Below are 14983 nucleotides of genomic sequence, written 5' to 3' on the forward strand. Positions count from 1 at the left end.
CTGCCCATGAGCCATGACCATCGCACGACCCGGGCGCAGCAGGATGGCGCCAAATTCCGCCCGCTGACGGTCGATCGGGTACGCCTGGAGGGCTTTTTCGGTCCGCGTATCGATACCATCTGCGCCACTACCGCGCGGACGCTTTTCGACCGCTGCATCGAGGCCGGCATGCTCGATCAGATCGACCCCGAGCGTCCCAATCCGGGCCTGGTCATACCTTTTCAGCACCACAATACCGTGACCACCCAGATGTTCTGGGACAGCGACTTCGGCAAGTCGATCGAGACCGCCGCCTATGCCCTCAATCGCCACCGCGACCCCGAACTGGAGGCGCTGTGCGATCAGGTGGTCGACGCCTACGCCCGTTTGCAGCAGGAGGATGGTTATCTCAACTCGTGGTATATCCGCATCGAGCCCGGCCGGCGCTGGACCAACCTGCGCGACCGCCATGAACTCTACAACGCCGGCCATCTGATCGAGGGCGCGGTGGCCTACTACCACGCCACCGGAAAACGCCGCCTGCTGGATATTCTGTGCCGCTATGCCGATCTCATCGATCGCACCTTCGGCCCCGGCGAGGCGCAGATGAGAGGCTACCCCGGCCATCCCGAACTGGAGCTGGCGCTGGTCAAGCTGGGTCGTGCCACCGGCGAGCCGCGCTATCTCGAGCTGGCGCGCTTTTTCGTCGACGAACGCGGCCGTCAGCCGTGCTGGTTCGACATCGAAGCCGAGGCGCGCGGCGAGACGCCCGATCAGTTCCATTTCGGCACGCTTGAATACTGCCAGGCGCATCAACCGGTGCGTGAGCAGACCCGGGTAGTGGGGCACGCTGTGCGCGCCGCCTATCTCTACGCCGGCATGGCCGATGTGGCCACCGAGTTTGCCGATGACAGTCTGAGTGCGCCACTCAATACGCTGTGGTCACACCTGGTCGATCGCAACCTCTACATCACCGGCGGCTTCGGCCCCTCGGCGGCCAACGAGGGGCTGACCTTCGATTACGACCTGCCCAACGCGAGCGCCTATGCCGAGACCTGCGCCTCGGTGGCGCTGGTATTCTGGGCCAGTCGCATGCTGGGGCGGGGCGCCGATGCGGCCTACGCCGACATCATGGAACAGGCGCTTTACAACAATGCGCTGGCCGGGCTGTCGCTGGACGGCACGCACTTTTTCTACGACAACCCGCTGGAGAGCCGCGGCGATCACCACCGCTGGAAGTGGCACCACTGCCCCTGCTGCCCGCCCAACATCTCGCGTCTTGTCGCCTCGGTGGGGGCCTATGTGTATGGCGTCGCGGACGAGGCGATCGCCGTTCATCTTTATAACGCCGGTACCGCCCACGCCGAGGTGGCGGGGCAGAGTGTGACCCTGACCCAGCGCACCGACTACCCCTTCGACGGCCGCGTGGCGCTGCGCGTCGAGCCCACCGAAAGGGTGCGCTTCACCCTCTCGCTGCGCGTACCGGGCTGGTCGGCCGGGGCGACGCTGACCCTCAACGGCGCGCCGGTCGAGGCCGAATCGCGCGCCGGCTATCTGCACCTGACCCGCGAATGGGCAGCGGGCGACGAACTGGTGCTGGAGATCGATCTGAGTCCGCGGCGCGTCCTTGCCCATCCGAAAGTGACGGTCGATCAGGGCCGCACGGCACTGATGTACGGACCGCTGGTCTACTGCCTGGAGGAGGTCGACAACGGTGCCGATCTCAACAGCCTCGTGCTGCCCGACAGCGCGACGCTGACACCCCGCGCCATCGAGCAGCCTGCCGCCATGATGGCGCTGACGGCGCCGGCGCTGCGCGAGAGCACCGACAGCGAGGCGCTTTACCGCATCACGCCGCCGGCCAGACAGCCGGTCACGCTGACGGCCATTCCCTATTACGCCTGGGACCACCGTGAACCGGGCGCGATGCTGACCTGGATACGTCGGGAGGGGCAGTCATGAGTCATGCCGAAGCCATCCAGAGCACGCACCACACCGCGGGGCTGCGGCTCAACCGTCTGCACAAGTCGTTCAAGGGCGATGAGGTGCTGCACGATATCAATCTCGACGTGGAGGCGGGTGAGTTCGTGGTCTTCGTCGGCCCCTCGGGCTGTGGCAAGTCGACACTTTTGCGCCTGATCGCCGGGCTCGAGGAGACCACTGCCGGCGATATTTTCATCGGCGATGATGATGTCACCGAGCGCGACCCCTCGGACCGCGGTATTGCCATGGTCTTTCAGACCTACGCGCTGTATCCGCACATGAGCGTAGCCGACAATATGGGCTTCGGACTCAGGGCGGCGCGCCACCCGAAGCAGGAAATCGCCGACAAGGTCAACGAGGCGGCGCAGATCCTGCATCTCACCGATCTGCTGCAGCGCCGACCCAGTCAGCTCTCCGGCGGGCAGCGCCAGCGGGTGGCGATCGGCCGCGCGATCGTGCGCGACCCCGACGTTTTTCTGTTCGACGAGCCGCTGTCCAATCTCGACGCCGAACTGCGGGTGGAGATGCGCCTCGAGATTGCGCGGCTGCATCGCCAGCTGGGCAATACCATGATCTACGTCACCCACGATCAGACCGAGGCGATGACGCTGGCGAGTCGCATCGTGGTGCTGCGCGCCGGCTGCATTGAACAGGTCGGCACGCCGGCCGATCTCTACAGCGACCCCGACAACGTCTTCGTGGCCGGCTTCATCGGCTCGCCGGCGATGAATTTCTTCGACGCTGAACTGGTGGAAAACGGCCGGTTGCGTCTCGGCGAGCACACCATTGCGGGGCCGAGGCTCGACAATCCGCCGTCGGCGGGCACAGGGGTCACCCTCGGCATACGGCCGGTCCACCTGCAGCCGGTGCAGGGCGACGTTGCGGGTCTGCAGTTCAGGGTCGAGTTCATTGAATACCTGGGGGATAACTCCTGTCTGCATGGCGCGCTGGACAACGGCGCGCGCTGTCGGATCGAAGCGCCACGGGGTATCGCTATTCGCCTCGGCGAGACGCTGCTGGTCAGCGCCGAGGTCGCCGACATGCGTCTGTTCGATCAGCAGGAGCAGCGTTTGCGTTAGGGGCCTGGCGGCCTCGGGATGAGGGTAGCGACAACAGGGCGTTTTCGAAGCCGCCACCGGACATAACAGAAAAGCCGGTGCACCAACACAAAAAACCGGCAACGAATGCCGGTTTTTTCTGTCTGGCGGAGAGGGAGGGATTCGAACCCTCGGTAGGCGTGAACCTACTCCGGTTTTCGAGACCGGCGCTTTCGACCACTCAGCCACCTCTCCTGAAGCAGGGCGGCATACTACAGCAGCGGCTCGGTATTGTCCATGGAATGACGACGCTCAAACGTCGAAGTCGTCGAAGCCACTACCGCCGCTCGATCAGGCAGAGGCGCCGTCCAGCCGTGCCACCAGCGCCGGCAGATCGCGCATCGACAGCAGCTCAAACGCCCCCTCGGCGTTCGCTTCGCGCTCCGGGAAGTGGTTGATGTGCGCTACTCGCATGCCGGCCGCCAGCGCCGCGCTGACGCCCACCGGGGCATCATCGATCACCAGGCAGTGCTCGGGGGCAATGCCCATTGCTTCGGCGGCGTGCAGAAAAAGCCCGGGCTCCGGCTTGAAGTGGCCGACCTCGTAGGCGGAGAAAAGGCGCTCGCCGAAAAAGCGTGTCAGTCCGGTTACCTGCATGGACTGGCGAATCTTTGTCAGCGGGCCGTTGGAGGCCACGCAGCAGGCGTAGTGTGGCGCCAACTGCTCGAGTGCCTGCTCGATGCCTTCGACCACCAGCAGGTTCTCCGCCAGCCCCGCCATGATGCGCTCACGCATGCGCGTTTCGGCGCCAAGGCGCGCGTCGTCGCTGATGGCGCCGTGGCGGCGCTCCAGTTCGGCGACGATATGGGCAAAGATGATGCCCCTGAACTCGTTCATGTAGTCGCTGGCCTGAAAGGGCAGGCCCGCTTCGGGCAGGGTCTGCGCCAGCACTTCGGCCAGCAGCGGTTCGCTGTCGACCAGGGTGCCGTCGCAGTCGAAGATCAAACAGCGGATAGGGGCCATGGCGTGCTCCGGGATTGATCGAGGGGTCGTTTTTGCTGTGGCGTCAGAGTAGCCTTCCGGTGAGATTGTGAAAACAGCATGAAAAAGGAGCTTGTGCCTTGGCCTCCACTATCGCGCTGCTGGGCGAGTGCATGATCGAGCTGCACGGTCAGCCGGAAGGAACCCTCCATCAGGGGTTTGCCGGTGACAGTTTCAACACGGCGACCTATCTGGCCCGGCTGGCCGACGCCCGGCTGCGGGTCGACTATGTGACCGCGCTGGGTGATGACAGCTTCAGCCTTGCCATGCGCCAGCGTTTTGAACGTGAAGGGGTGGGCACCTCGCGGGTGCGCACCCTGCCCGAGCGCCTGCCGGGGCTCTACTTCATCGAGACCGATGAACACGGCGAGCGTCGCTTTCACTACTGGCGCAGCGAGGCCGCGGCGCGCTTCATGTTCGATGACAGGGAGGGTGAGGCGCTGCTGGCGGGGCTGGCCGAGGTGGAGATGCTCTATTTGAGCGGCATTTCGCTGGCGATACTCACCGACGTTGGCCGTGATCGGCTGCTGGCGGCGCTGCCGCGCCTGCGCGAACAGGGGGTCAGGATCGCCTTTGACAACAACTATCGCCCACGCCTGTGGCCCGACGCCGATCGGGCGCGTGAGGCGCATCGTGCGCTGTGGGCGCATGTCGATCTGGCGATCGTCACCTTCGAGGATGACGCCGAGCTGTTCGGCTTCGAGACCCCGCAGGCGCTGTTTGACGCCTACCGCGAAGCGGGTGTGAGCGAGATCGTGATCAAGCGTGGCGGCGCGTCCTGTCTGATCGAGGCCGACGGCGAGCGCTTTGAGGTGCCCGGTGAACGGGTTTCGCAGGTGGTGGATACCACGGCGGCGGGGGATTCATTCAGCGCCGCTTATCTGGCCTGTCGGCTGAGCGGCGGTGAACCGCAGCGGGCGGCGCGCTGGGGGCATCGGCTGGCGGCCGGGGTGATCGGCCAGCGAGGTGCGATCATCGCGCCGGCGCAGATGCCGTCAATGCCGTAACGGTACGCGCTGGACGCGCTATAGGCAATAGTGGACGCCGAGACGCCAACCGCCAATCACCCCCTCAAAACCGCCAGGTCAGAGCCGCATTACCCCCGTGGTCGGTAAGGTCGTCGCCGAATCGGCCGGCGTAGCCGACGTCGAGCGAGACGTCGCGGGTGAGCGCCACGCCTACGCCGGCACCGACCTGGAGCTGGTCGCGGGCGGCGTTGGTGCTCTCCACGGTGAAGGCGTCGCCGCCGTCGAAACGGGCGCTGAGTTCGGGGACGTCATCGTCCAGGCGGCGCTGCCAAACGATCTCGCTGCGCAGCGTCACGCGATCGAGACCCAGCGTCTGCCAGTGGCGCAGGCCGAGCTGGGCGTACGAACTCGTCTCGCGCTCGCCGTCGAGAGTGAGGGCGGCGGGGCCGCCGTGCTCGTGGATATCGTCGATCCTGGCGGAAACGACGCTCACCCCGGCGAAGGGCGAAAGCGTCGCGGTGCTCAGTGTGAAGTGACGCGAAAGCTCGGCGAAGGCGTTGAGCGTCTCGGCGTCGAAGTCGGCCTCGAGCGTGTCGTCGAAGTCAGCGAAGCGCACGCGGCGGCGGCTGTCGGCGTCGCTGTACGTATAGGCGGCGCCGAGGCGCAGTTCGTTGTCGCCGAAGCGGTGCCGGGCATAGGCGCCGAGGTGGGTGTGATCCAGCTCGGTGCGGGCGTCAAAATCATCCATGCTGAGCCGGCCCTCGCCGGTGCCGATCAGCGCACCCACCTGCCAGCCGGTGCCGGTGGCGGCGTCGACGCCCACCACCAGCCCCTTGGAATGCATATCGAAGCTGGCGTCGTCGATCTCGCTGCGCGAGCCCCAGCCCTGCGTCCAGACATGAGTGCCGCTTGTCGTGGTCTCGGTCGTATCCAGTCGCGTCAGGCGGGACTGCATCAATGACTGCAGCTGCAGTGACTCCTGCGCCAGCGCGGTGAGCGTTGCCGGGTGTACCTCGCCAGCAAGCTGGCCAAAGGCGCGGTTGGCGGTGGCGGTATCCTGCGTCACGAGCGTGTCGAACAGCGCGTTACCCAGCCCCAGCGATTCGACGCCGTCGGCGCTTTCGCGAGCGTTGGGCGTAGTGGCGACATCGGCGAACGCTACATCGTTGCGGGTCAGCGCGATGACGGCGCGGCTGTCGGCGAAGCGCAGCCGTGGGGTGAGAAAGGCGAGGTCGGTGAGATCGATCACGCTGTTCGGTGCGAGCCCGCCGGGCCAGGTGAGCGGGTAGCCGTCGACGGGCGCGATCTCGATGTCGGAAAACGTGCCGTCGAGCGGGCGGGTGCCGACGAAGGGCAGTAGCCCTTCGCTCAGAGCGCCGGCGATGAAGGCGCGCTGGTTGGCGGTCTCGGTCGGGTAGGAGGTCGCGATCACGAACTTGCCCGCATCCAGCGCGGTGCGCAGGAATTCGAGATCGCCCTCGGTCCAGGGCGAGGGGCGGTCGTCGTCGTACCAGAGATCCTCGACGCCCACACCGTCGATGGCGGCAAGATAGGGGACGTTGGGTCGCTCGGGGGTGTCTTCGGTCTCGCCGAGCAGGCCGACGGCGTTCTGCGGCACGATCAGGAAGTCCGGGTCGAGCGCCTTGGCGTGCTCGGAGAGGCTGATGACGAAATCCTGCATCGCGGCGCGAATGTCCTCGCCCTTGAAGCGCGCCTGGACCGATGCCACTGTGTAGGCATCGACGATATCCAGATAGGCGCCGCTGTAGCCCAGTGCCACGGCTTCTTCGATCCGCTCGGCCATCAGTGCCTGCCACTCGGGCTGCCAGAACTCGACCCGGTAGTTGCCCTCCCAGTCGTCGTTCTCGTCGAGCACGTAGTCCGGGATGCCGTCGGCGCTCATCCGATCCCAGTAGTCGCGGTAGTCTTCGGCCTCGCCGATGCTGACGTAGGTGATCAGCGTTTTGTCCTGTGCTTCGATCGCCTCGACCTGGGCACGGCTCATGCCAGTGTCGTCCATGTCGACCACGGCGACGCTGAAGTGCTGCTCGACGAGCGTCTCGTAGGAGGCTTCTTGCAACTGATAGATATAGGGAAGGTCCACGGCGGGCTCCGGCATCGGGAAGGAGTGCCTAGGGTAAGCGGCGCGAGCGTCGGGAAGCCGAGGATTAGAGCGGGTTTTGCTGCGTTAATTCGCGGCAGGCGGCCCTCCGGGCATGAGATAATACCGACATCCACCGGATCCGCCATGAGCCACTTCCGCCCTGTCGATCGCCACACGTCCTATCTGCTTCCGGTTACCTCAGGATCATCCGGCACGCTGCATCGTCGAGGTCGTCGACGGCCTTGATCTGCGCGCCATGGTGGTGCAAAAATCGCCGGGGTGGGTCGCACGCCTCACCTGCCGACGGCAAGCCCGACAGGCTGCTAGCAGGACGCCTGCCCGGAGCGCTGGTGCATCGATGCCAGCAGGGTCGACTTGAGTGCCACCAGCGGCTCGCCGGAGAGGCCGCTGATCACCAGCAGCCGCGTATGGCGTCCGCCGCTGTAGCCCAGCCACAGCGGTAGTTCGACGCAGCCCGGCGTGGCGGGCAGCACCCGGCACGACCAGCGCCCGGGTCTGGCCAGCCGCTCCCACAGCCACCAGCGTTCGAAGCGTGTAAATGACGGGCAGGGGCCGCCGTCCAGCATCAGCGCCGCTTCGGCGTTGCCTGCCGGCGCGGCCGGCTCGGCGTTATCCGGCAGCAGCAGGGCGCGCGACATCGTCTCGGCGGCCAGCAGCCAGGCCAGTGGTCGACCCTCCTCGGTACCGACAGGGAGGCGCCAGAGCGACAGCCGCGCCGGCTCGAAGCGCTCCGCCCCCAGCCGCCGCAGTCGGGCGCGGGCGTCGTCGTCACTCAGTCGCCGCGCCAGTCGCAGTGTTTCAGCCATTGGCCCATACCTGCAGTAGTGCCAGGGTTGCCAGCAGCACGAAAAACCACACGATCAGGCCGAGACAGCGCCGGCGGGTCACCAGCGCGTCGCGACCGATGGCGGCGGCATCGGCGCTGCGCCCCTTGAGCAGCGCCTGCATGTCCGGCGCGGTTTCGTCGATCACCACGTCGGCCAGCTGCTCTCGACCTGGCTTCGGGGCGCTGAGGCTGACGAGATAGCCGGCCACCAGTGATACCGCCAGGCCGACGAAGTTGTTGTAGAGCCACGACATGCCGGTGTGCGACATCGCCCACACCGCCGCCATGCCCAGCAGCATGCCGGCCACCGCGCCGCGGCCGTTGCTGCGGTGGCTGAGTATCGCCAGCAGGAAGACTCCCAGTAGCGCACCGTAGAACCACGAGCCGATACGGTTGACCGCCTCGATAACGGGTCCCAGGTTGCCGGCGAAGAAGGCGAACAGGGTGGCGTAGACGCCCCAGAACACCGTTGCCCAGCGCGAGGCCTTGAGATAGTGGCGCTCGTCCGCTTCGGGTTTGACAAAGCGGGCGTAGAAGTCGCGCACCGAGACCGCTGCCAGTGAGTTGAGTGCCGAGTCGAGACTCGACATGGCGGCGGCGAACACCCCGGCGATCACCAGCCCGCTGATGCCCACCGGCAGGGTGCTGACCACGAAACGCGGGAACAGCTCATTGAGGTTGTCCGGGGCGGTCAGGCCGTGCTGCTGATAGTAGGCGGCGAGCATTACGCCAATGAACAGAAACAGCAGCATCTGCGGTACCAGCAGGTAGCCGCCGATCATCAGCGAGCGCTGCCCCTCGGCGATCGACGGGCTGGTCAGGACGCGCTGGATCTGACTCTGGTCGGTGCCGAAGTAGGCCACATGCAGCACCACGCCGCCGATCAGGCCGGCCCACAATGAGTAGGTGACGGTGGGGTCGAGGGAGAGGTTGATGGGGTTGAACATGTCGTTGGCGGCGCCGAAGGCGAAGACGTCGCTCCAGCCGCCGGGCAGACTGGCCACCAGCAGGATCATGCTCAGAATGGCGCCCAGCCAGAGCACGAACATCTGGATGACATCGGTCCAGATCACCGCGCTTATACCGCCCATCACGGTATAGCCGACGGCAATGACCGCCATCAGAATAATCGTCAGGTTGACGCTCAGGCCGGTGACCACGGAGAGCACCAGCGCCGGTGCGTAGAGCACCACGCCGGTGGCCAGGCCGCGGGCGACAAGAAAAAGCAGTGCGGCCAGCGAGCGGGTGGCAACGCCGAAGCGGCGCTCGAGCAGTTCATAGATGCTGTAGATGCCGGCGCGGTGGAAAATAGGCACCAGCAGTGCGATCAGCACTGCCATCGCCAGTGGGACGTTGATAAACGTCACCAGTCGTTCCAGGCCGCCATCAAACCCCCAGCCCGGGGCACCAATAAAGGTGATGGCGCTGGCCTGGGTCGCCATCACCGACAGCCCGATCGCCCAGCCGGGGATTTTGCGCCCGCCGAGAAAGTAGTCCTCGGTGTTGTCCTGATCCTTGCCGAAACGCGCCCCCACCCAGGCAATGACCACTACGTAAACGACCAGCACCAGCATATCCAGCCAGGTAAATGCCGCCATTAAAGCCACCCGTTGTTGATATTTTGCTGAACATGACAGGTTGGCGAGCAAATCGGAAGCCGTTTACCTCAGTATTTGGTCGTGTCCGGCTCGACTCGGCCGCTGTATCGGCAGGGATGGCAGGGCCCAAAAAATCACCGGGAGTGATTTTTGACGCCACGCAGTGGCGGCCCGAAGGGTGCCCGCCAGGAATGGCAGGGCCCAAAAAATCACCGGGAGTGATTTTTGACGCCACGCAGTGGCGGCCCGAAGGGTGCCCGCCAGGGATGGCAGGGCTCAAAAAATCACCGGGAGTGATTTTTGACGCCACGCAGTGGCGGCCCGAAGGGTGCCCGCCAGGGATGGCAGGGCCCAAAAAATCACCGGGAGTGATTTTTGACGCCACGGAGTGGCGGCCCGAAGGGTGCCCGCCAGGGATGGCAGGGCCCAAAAAATCGCCGGGAGCGATTTTTGACGCCACGCAGTGGCGGCCCGAAGGGTGCCCGCCAGGGATGGCAGGGCACAAAAAAGGCAGCGCATAACGCTGCCGTTGTCGTTCCCGGCAGTCAGCCGGTCGGACGCAGTGGGCGCCCGAAATTATTCACCTTCCTGCAGGTGCGCCTCAATGAACCAGAGGTTGCTGTCCAGCGTACGCGACACGCCGGTCAGCAGGTCGGAAGTGTCTTCGTCGCCCAATTCGCTGGTGTCATCGATCGACTTGCGCACCGCAGCACCGGTCGCGGCGTAGTGATCGGCCAGCGCCTTGAGATGATCGACTACCTTGTGGATATTGGTCGGGTAGGGCTCGAGGCTGGTGTTCTGCGAGACGCTCTGGGTGGTACCCAGTGCGGTGCCGCCCAGTTGCACCAGTCTTTCGGCAACTTCATCGACGTGGCCGTCAATGCCGGCGCGGAAGCCGTCCAGCATCTCGTGAACGCCAATAAACTGCAGACCCTTCAGGTTCCAGTGCACCTGCTTGATTACCAATGACAGATCGATCAGCTCGGCAAGACGAGCGTTCATCAGCGCGACGATCTGTTCGCGCTGTTTTTCGGGAATATCGTTGCGCGTGGGGTAGAGACGGGTCGCCGCCTTCCTGTTGGCATCCTTGATATCGCGCGGTTTGGCACTACTCATGAGTCAAATCCCTCTGTCCGAGTGAAACGTCACGTCGATACGACTTCGACGTTTATCCTTTCCTTGTACAATATTGGTACATGATGCGCCGATATCAAGTCCTGTCGAGCGAAATGTGAGCTTATCGTGCGTTGATCACCGAGAGGGTGCCAACTCCTCCTCAAAAAGGGGCAAGGAATAGCGGTCAACAAGTGTTTAGACTGGTTTCGGTACCGTCGTTCATGCCGATAGGATGGTTATCATGCGCTATCTGCCTGCCACACTGCTGCTGTTACTGGTTACTGCACCCGCTTTCGCCGCTCCCGGCGGCGCCCTGGGCGATGGCGTCTGGCTGCTGTCGCTGGGTCTTGTGCTGATCGCGGTGGAGGCGATCACGCCGATCTTTGGCGTAGTGGGGCTGGCGGGGCTGGTGCTGTTCGTGCTCGGCGCAGTGCTGATGGCCAATGCCGGGCTGTTGCCCGGCGGCGATTCGTTTGGCGCGCTGGCGCTGGTGATTGTGGGGGCGCTGGTGATCGGTACCTTCCTGCTGTGGATTGTCACCCGGGCGCTGAAGTTTCGACACATGACACCGCTCGGCGGCCGTGAAGCGTTGATCGGTGCCACGGGAGAGGTGCCGGATGACTTCACTCAGCAGCACCTCAATCACTACCTCGGTTATGTGCGCGTGCATGGTGAGCGCTGGCAGGCGGCGAGCGACTGCCCGCTGAGTGCCGGCGACAGCGTGCGCGTTACCACCGTTGATGGACTACGGCTGCGTGTCGAACGTGGTCCTTGCGCCGGCGAGTGACCAAACTCATATGACTCACCACTGCTTCAGGAGCCTTTTATGCTCACCTATCTGATCCCCGTGGTACTGATTATCGCCCTGCTGGCCGCTTCGGTTCGGGTGCTCCCCGAGTATCGGCGCGGTGTAGTGTTCTTTCTCGGTCGCTTCCAGGGCGTCAAGGGGCCCGGGCTTTTCATTATCGTACCGGTGATCCAGAAAATGGAGACGGTCGATCTGCGCACTATCACCCTCGATGTACCGGGCCAGGACGTGATCTCCCGCGATAACGTGACGGTGAGGGTCAACGCGGTGGTCTATTTCCGCGTGGTCGATCCCGAGAAGGCGATTATCCAGATCGAGAATTTCGGCATGGCGACCAGTCAGATCGCCCAGACCACACTGCGCTCGGTGCTCGGCAAGCATGATCTTGACGAGATGCTCGCCGAACGTGACCGGCTCAATGACGATATTCAGAAAATTCTTGATGAACAGACCGAGCCCTGGGGCATCAAGGTCTCCAACGTCGAGATCAAGCAGGTCGATATCAGCGAGGACATGGTGCGTGCAATCGCCCGCCAGGCAGAGGCCGAGCGTGAACGTCGTGCCAAGGTGATCGGCGCCGAGGGGGAACTGCAGGCGTCGCAGAAACTGGTTGAAGCAGCGCAGATCATGGACCAGAGCCCGGCGGCGCTGCAGCTGCGCTATCTGCAGACGATGAGCGACATGAGCACCCGTAACGCTTCCACCATTTTCTTCCCGCTACCGCTGGAGCTGACCAAATTCTTCGATCAGATGGGTGGCAAGGGGTCTGAATAGCACCTGAAGCCGGTAGCGGCGACTGCCGACTCATCTATGCTGAACAGCGTATCCGTTCAACCTTCAAGTTGGAGAAAGTGACATGATGCGCAGCACGACAACCCTGAGCGCCGCCGTTTTTGCCGGTATGCTGGCCAGCAGTGCGGCGCTGGCTTCGTCGCAGACGCCGCAGACACAGGACATCGATGACGTGCCGGCCGGCACTTATAGCCTTGACTCACTGCACTCCAAGGTGACCTGGGCAGTGGATCACTACGGTTTTTCCACCTACCAGGGGCAGTTCAGCGGCATTACCGGCACTCTCGAACTGGCCGATGACCCCGCCGACAGCAGTCTCAATATCGAGATTCCCCTTGATCAGGTCATTACCGGCAGCGCGCTTGACGACCATCTTCAGGGCGAGGATTTCTTCAACACCTCTCAGCACGCCACCGCGACCTTCACCTCGACGCGCATCGAGATGGATGGCGACGACGAGGCCACTATTCACGGCGATCTGACCCTCAACGGTCAGACCCATCCGCTGACTATCGATGCGCACTTCAATCGCGCGGCGATCTACCCCTTCGACGAGACCTATCGGCTGGGCTTTGACGGCGAGGCCACCCTGACGCGCAGCGAGTGGGGCATCACCTATATTCTGCCGGAGGGCGATAACGGCATGGGTATCAGTGACGACGTCGAACTCGATATCGAAGCCGAGTTTACGCCGCAGCAGTAAGTTCTCCCCATTCTGCGAAAGATGGCGCCAGGCCATGCATCCCGCCGTTTGGCGGGATGCATGGCCGGACTGTCGATGATAGACTGCGCCCCCGCAAACATGCTCGCTTCAGATTTGCCGACATGATCCCGACGCCCGTTACGACGCCCAGGCGCATGACGCCGCCCTGAGTTTTCAGGAAACCCACCGCTCGCACCGAGCGGCGCACTCGCACGAGTGCCCGTCGTGACGTTTCCTGCGTCATATTCCCGCATCTGACATCTGTTTTATTCAAAGTCGCCGCCCGGCAGGCCGAGTGTTGTGGCAAATGGCGGCGATACCGGTCCTGTCGACGCATCGCACGGCATGGCGCGGCTGCATTCCGTGGTGGTGAACGGTCTACAACGCCCGGAGCGTGTGAGCAGAGCGAGAGTGCATTTATTACTGCAAAAGAAGGAAGGAGAGAATGAGAGGTTCTATCAGGGAGAAGTGGTTTTCCAACGTCCGACCCGATGTGCTGTCCGGGCTGGTGGTGGCGCTGGCGCTGATACCGGAGGCGATCGCCTTCTCGATCATCGCCGGGGTGGATCCACAGGTGGGGCTCTACGCCTCCTTCTCGATGGCCGTGGTAATCGCCTTCGCCGGCGGTCGGCCGGCGATGATCTCGGCGGCCACCGGGGCCATGGCGCTGTTGATGGTGACGCTGGTGCGTGATCACGGCCTGCAGTACCTGCTGGCCGCTACCGTGCTGACCGGTCTGATCCAGATCGTGTTCGGTATTTTCAGGCTCGGCAATCTGATGCGTTTTGTATCGCGCTCGGTGGTAATCGGCTTCGTCAACGCGCTGGCGATTCTGATTTTCATGGCGCAGCTGCCGGAGATCACCGGCGCCAATGCCACCCTCACGGTATGGGCGATCATGCTGGGCGGGTTGGCCATTATCTATCTCTTTCCTTATCTGCCGCGTATCGGCACTGTGATCCCGTCGCCAATGGTTTGTATCGTGGTAATGACCGCGCTCTCCATGGTGATGGGGCTGGATATTCGGACCGTGGGCGATATGGGCAATCTGCCCGACAGCCTGCCGGTTTTTCTGATTCCCGATATTCCGCTCAATGTCGAGACGCTGGCAATCATCTTCCCCTATTCGCTGACGCTTGCAGTGGTGGGGCTGCTGGAGTCGATGATGACCTCAACCATCGTCGATGACCTGACCGATACCGGCAGCGACAAGAACCGCGAGTGCCGCGGCCAGGGTATTGCCAACGTGGCGACCGGTTTTCTCGGTGGCATGGCGGGCTGTGCGATGATCGGCCAGACGGTGATCAATGTGAAATCCGGTGGCCGTACCCGTCTCTCTACCCTGGTGGCCGGCGTCGGGCTTCTGATCATGGTGGTCTTTCTCGGCCCCTGGGTGGCGCAGATACCCATGGCTGCGCTGGTGGCAGTGATGATCATGGTGTCGATCGGCACCTTCGACTGGGGCTCGATCCGTGACCTGCCGAAAAAGCCGATGACCACCAATATCGTCATGCTGGCCACCGTGGCGGTCACCGTGGCGACCCACAATCTGGCGCTGGGAGTGCTGGTCGGCGTGCTGCTGGCGACGCTTTTCTTTGCCAACAAGATCAGCCGCATCCTGCGTATCGAGAGCGAGCGTCACGACAGCGACAGTGAGCGTCTGCGCGAGTATCGCGTACTGGGTCAGGTGTTTTTCGCCTCGACGACGCGGTTCGGCGACTACTTCGACCCTCGTGAGGATGTTGATCGGGTGCGCATCGATGTCAGCCAGGCGCACTTCTGGGATGTCACCGCGGTGGAAATTCTCGACCGGGTGGTGATGAAGTTCCGCCGCGAGGGTACCGACGTCGAAGTCGTGGGGCTCAACGCGGCGAGTCAGACCATGGTCGACCGTTTTGGCATTCACGACAAGACCGATGAGATCATCGAACCCGGCGCACATTGATCCGGCTCCGGACGCTGATCCGAACCGGACACCAGCGGCGGCCGGAGAGCGCCGGCTGCCCA

At 63.7% G+C, this 14983-nt stretch carries 12 protein-coding genes and 1 tRNA gene; 7 read left to right on the top strand and 6 right to left on the bottom strand.

The genetic code is table 11. The features are described from left to right. The first annotated feature begins 6 nt into the window (after window positions 1–6). Window positions 7–1941: a glycoside hydrolase family 127 protein gene (locus tag H146_RS0111965; protein WP_019952113.1), complete on the top strand. Its 1935-nt coding sequence runs from the start codon at window positions 7–9 to the stop codon at window positions 1939–1941. Next, on the top strand, window positions 1938–3041 hold the full coding sequence (locus tag H146_RS0111970; protein ID WP_019952114.1) for an ABC transporter ATP-binding protein: 1104 nt from the start codon (window positions 1938–1940) through the stop codon (window positions 3039–3041). The genes H146_RS0111965 and H146_RS0111970 overlap by 4 nt, the downstream gene beginning before the upstream one ends. Before the next feature lie 123 nt (window positions 3042–3164). On the opposite strand, the gene H146_RS0111975 is transcribed toward H146_RS0111970, so the two are convergent. Together H146_RS0111975 and H146_RS0111980 are read right to left on the bottom strand one after the other, a co-directional pair. Then, window positions 3165–3254, bottom strand: a tRNA-Ser gene (locus H146_RS0111975). Window positions 3255–3350: 96 nt separating this feature from the next. After that, the gene (locus tag H146_RS0111980; protein WP_019952115.1) at window positions 3351–4022 is read right to left on the bottom strand and encodes an HAD family hydrolase; all 672 of its coding nucleotides are present in this window, start codon (window positions 4020–4022) and stop codon (window positions 3351–3353) included. A 98-nt stretch (window positions 4023–4120) separates the two neighbouring features. Here H146_RS0111980 and H146_RS0111985 point away from each other — a divergent pair, with 98 nt between their 5' ends. Beyond that, entirely contained in the window at window positions 4121–5047 is a 927-nt protein-coding gene (locus H146_RS0111985) for a sugar kinase (protein ID WP_019952116.1), read from the top strand. Between the two features lie 64 nt (window positions 5048–5111). Here the strand turns inward: H146_RS0111985 and H146_RS0111990 are convergent, their stop codons facing one another. From H146_RS0111990 to dps, 4 genes are all read right to left on the bottom strand, one after another. Then, complete coding sequence (locus H146_RS0111990) at window positions 5112–7112, bottom strand: autotransporter domain-containing protein (protein ID WP_019952117.1); 2001 nt, start codon at window positions 7110–7112, stop codon at window positions 5112–5114. A 323-nt stretch (window positions 7113–7435) separates the two neighbouring features. Then, a complete protein-coding gene (locus H146_RS0111995; RefSeq protein WP_019952118.1) occupies window positions 7436–7939 on the bottom strand; it encodes a hypothetical protein in 504 nt (167 codons plus the stop codon). Further along, window positions 7932–9557 carry a sodium:solute symporter family protein gene (locus H146_RS0112000; protein ID WP_019952119.1) on the bottom strand — a complete coding sequence of 542 codons (1626 nt, stop codon included), beginning with the start codon at window positions 9555–9557 and terminating at the stop codon, window positions 7932–7934. The genes H146_RS0111995 and H146_RS0112000 overlap by 8 nt, the downstream gene beginning before the upstream one ends. 576 nt (window positions 9558–10133) lie before the next feature. Beyond that, entirely contained in the window at window positions 10134–10673 is a 540-nt protein-coding gene (gene dps, locus H146_RS0112005) for a DNA starvation/stationary phase protection protein Dps (RefSeq protein WP_019952120.1), read from the bottom strand. Window positions 10674–10914: 241 nt separating this feature from the next. On the opposite strand from dps, the gene H146_RS0112010 reads away from it, so the two are divergent. The 4 genes from H146_RS0112010 (at window position 10915) to H146_RS0112025 (ending at window position 14921) form a co-directional block, all read left to right on the top strand. Further along, window positions 10915–11460, top strand: coding sequence for an NfeD family protein (locus H146_RS0112010; protein ID WP_019952121.1), 546 nt, complete (start codon window positions 10915–10917; stop codon window positions 11458–11460). Window positions 11461–11499: 39 nt separating this feature from the next. Continuing rightward, window positions 11500–12255 (top strand): slipin family protein, encoded by a 756-nt coding sequence (locus H146_RS0112015; protein WP_019952122.1) that lies wholly within the window; start codon window positions 11500–11502, stop codon window positions 12253–12255. An 82-nt stretch (window positions 12256–12337) separates the two neighbouring features. Next, window positions 12338–12976, top strand: coding sequence for a YceI family protein (locus H146_RS0112020; protein ID WP_019952123.1), 639 nt, complete (start codon window positions 12338–12340; stop codon window positions 12974–12976). A gap of 445 nt (window positions 12977–13421) precedes the next feature. Continuing rightward, window positions 13422–14921 (top strand): SulP family inorganic anion transporter, encoded by a 1500-nt coding sequence (locus H146_RS0112025; RefSeq protein WP_019952124.1) that lies wholly within the window; start codon window positions 13422–13424, stop codon window positions 14919–14921. Window positions 14922–14983 lie beyond the last annotated feature (62 nt).

It is taken from the genome of Kushneria aurantia DSM 21353, assembly GCF_000382245.1.
In the GTDB taxonomy this organism is placed as follows: domain Bacteria; phylum Pseudomonadota; class Gammaproteobacteria; order Pseudomonadales; family Halomonadaceae; genus Kushneria; species Kushneria aurantia.

What these genes read in the sequence shown, in the direction of transcription:
- H146_RS0111995 (WP_019952118.1), bottom strand. Translation starts at nt 7,939, where the DNA reads ATGGCTGAAACACTGCGACTGGCGCGGCGACTGAGTGACGACGACGCC.
- H146_RS0112015 (WP_019952122.1), top strand. Translation starts at nt 11,500, where the DNA reads ATGCTCACCTATCTGATCCCCGTGGTACTGATTATCGCCCTGCTGGCC.
- H146_RS0112000 (WP_019952119.1), bottom strand. Translation starts at nt 9,557, where the DNA reads ATGGCGGCATTTACCTGGCTGGATATGCTGGTGCTGGTCGTTTACGTA.
- dps (WP_019952120.1), bottom strand. Translation starts at nt 10,673, where the DNA reads ATGAGTAGTGCCAAACCGCGCGATATCAAGGATGCCAACAGGAAGGCG.
- H146_RS0112020 (WP_019952123.1), top strand. Translation starts at nt 12,338, where the DNA reads ATGATGCGCAGCACGACAACCCTGAGCGCCGCCGTTTTTGCCGGTATG.
- H146_RS0112010 (WP_019952121.1), top strand. Translation starts at nt 10,915, where the DNA reads ATGCGCTATCTGCCTGCCACACTGCTGCTGTTACTGGTTACTGCACCC.
- H146_RS0111980 (WP_019952115.1), bottom strand. Translation starts at nt 4,022, where the DNA reads ATGGCCCCTATCCGCTGTTTGATCTTCGACTGCGACGGCACCCTGGTC.
- H146_RS0112025 (WP_019952124.1), top strand. Translation starts at nt 13,422, where the DNA reads ATGAGAGGTTCTATCAGGGAGAAGTGGTTTTCCAACGTCCGACCCGAT.
- H146_RS0111965 (WP_019952113.1), top strand. Translation starts at nt 7, where the DNA reads ATGAGCCATGACCATCGCACGACCCGGGCGCAGCAGGATGGCGCCAAA.
- H146_RS0111970 (WP_019952114.1), top strand. Translation starts at nt 1,938, where the DNA reads ATGAGTCATGCCGAAGCCATCCAGAGCACGCACCACACCGCGGGGCTG.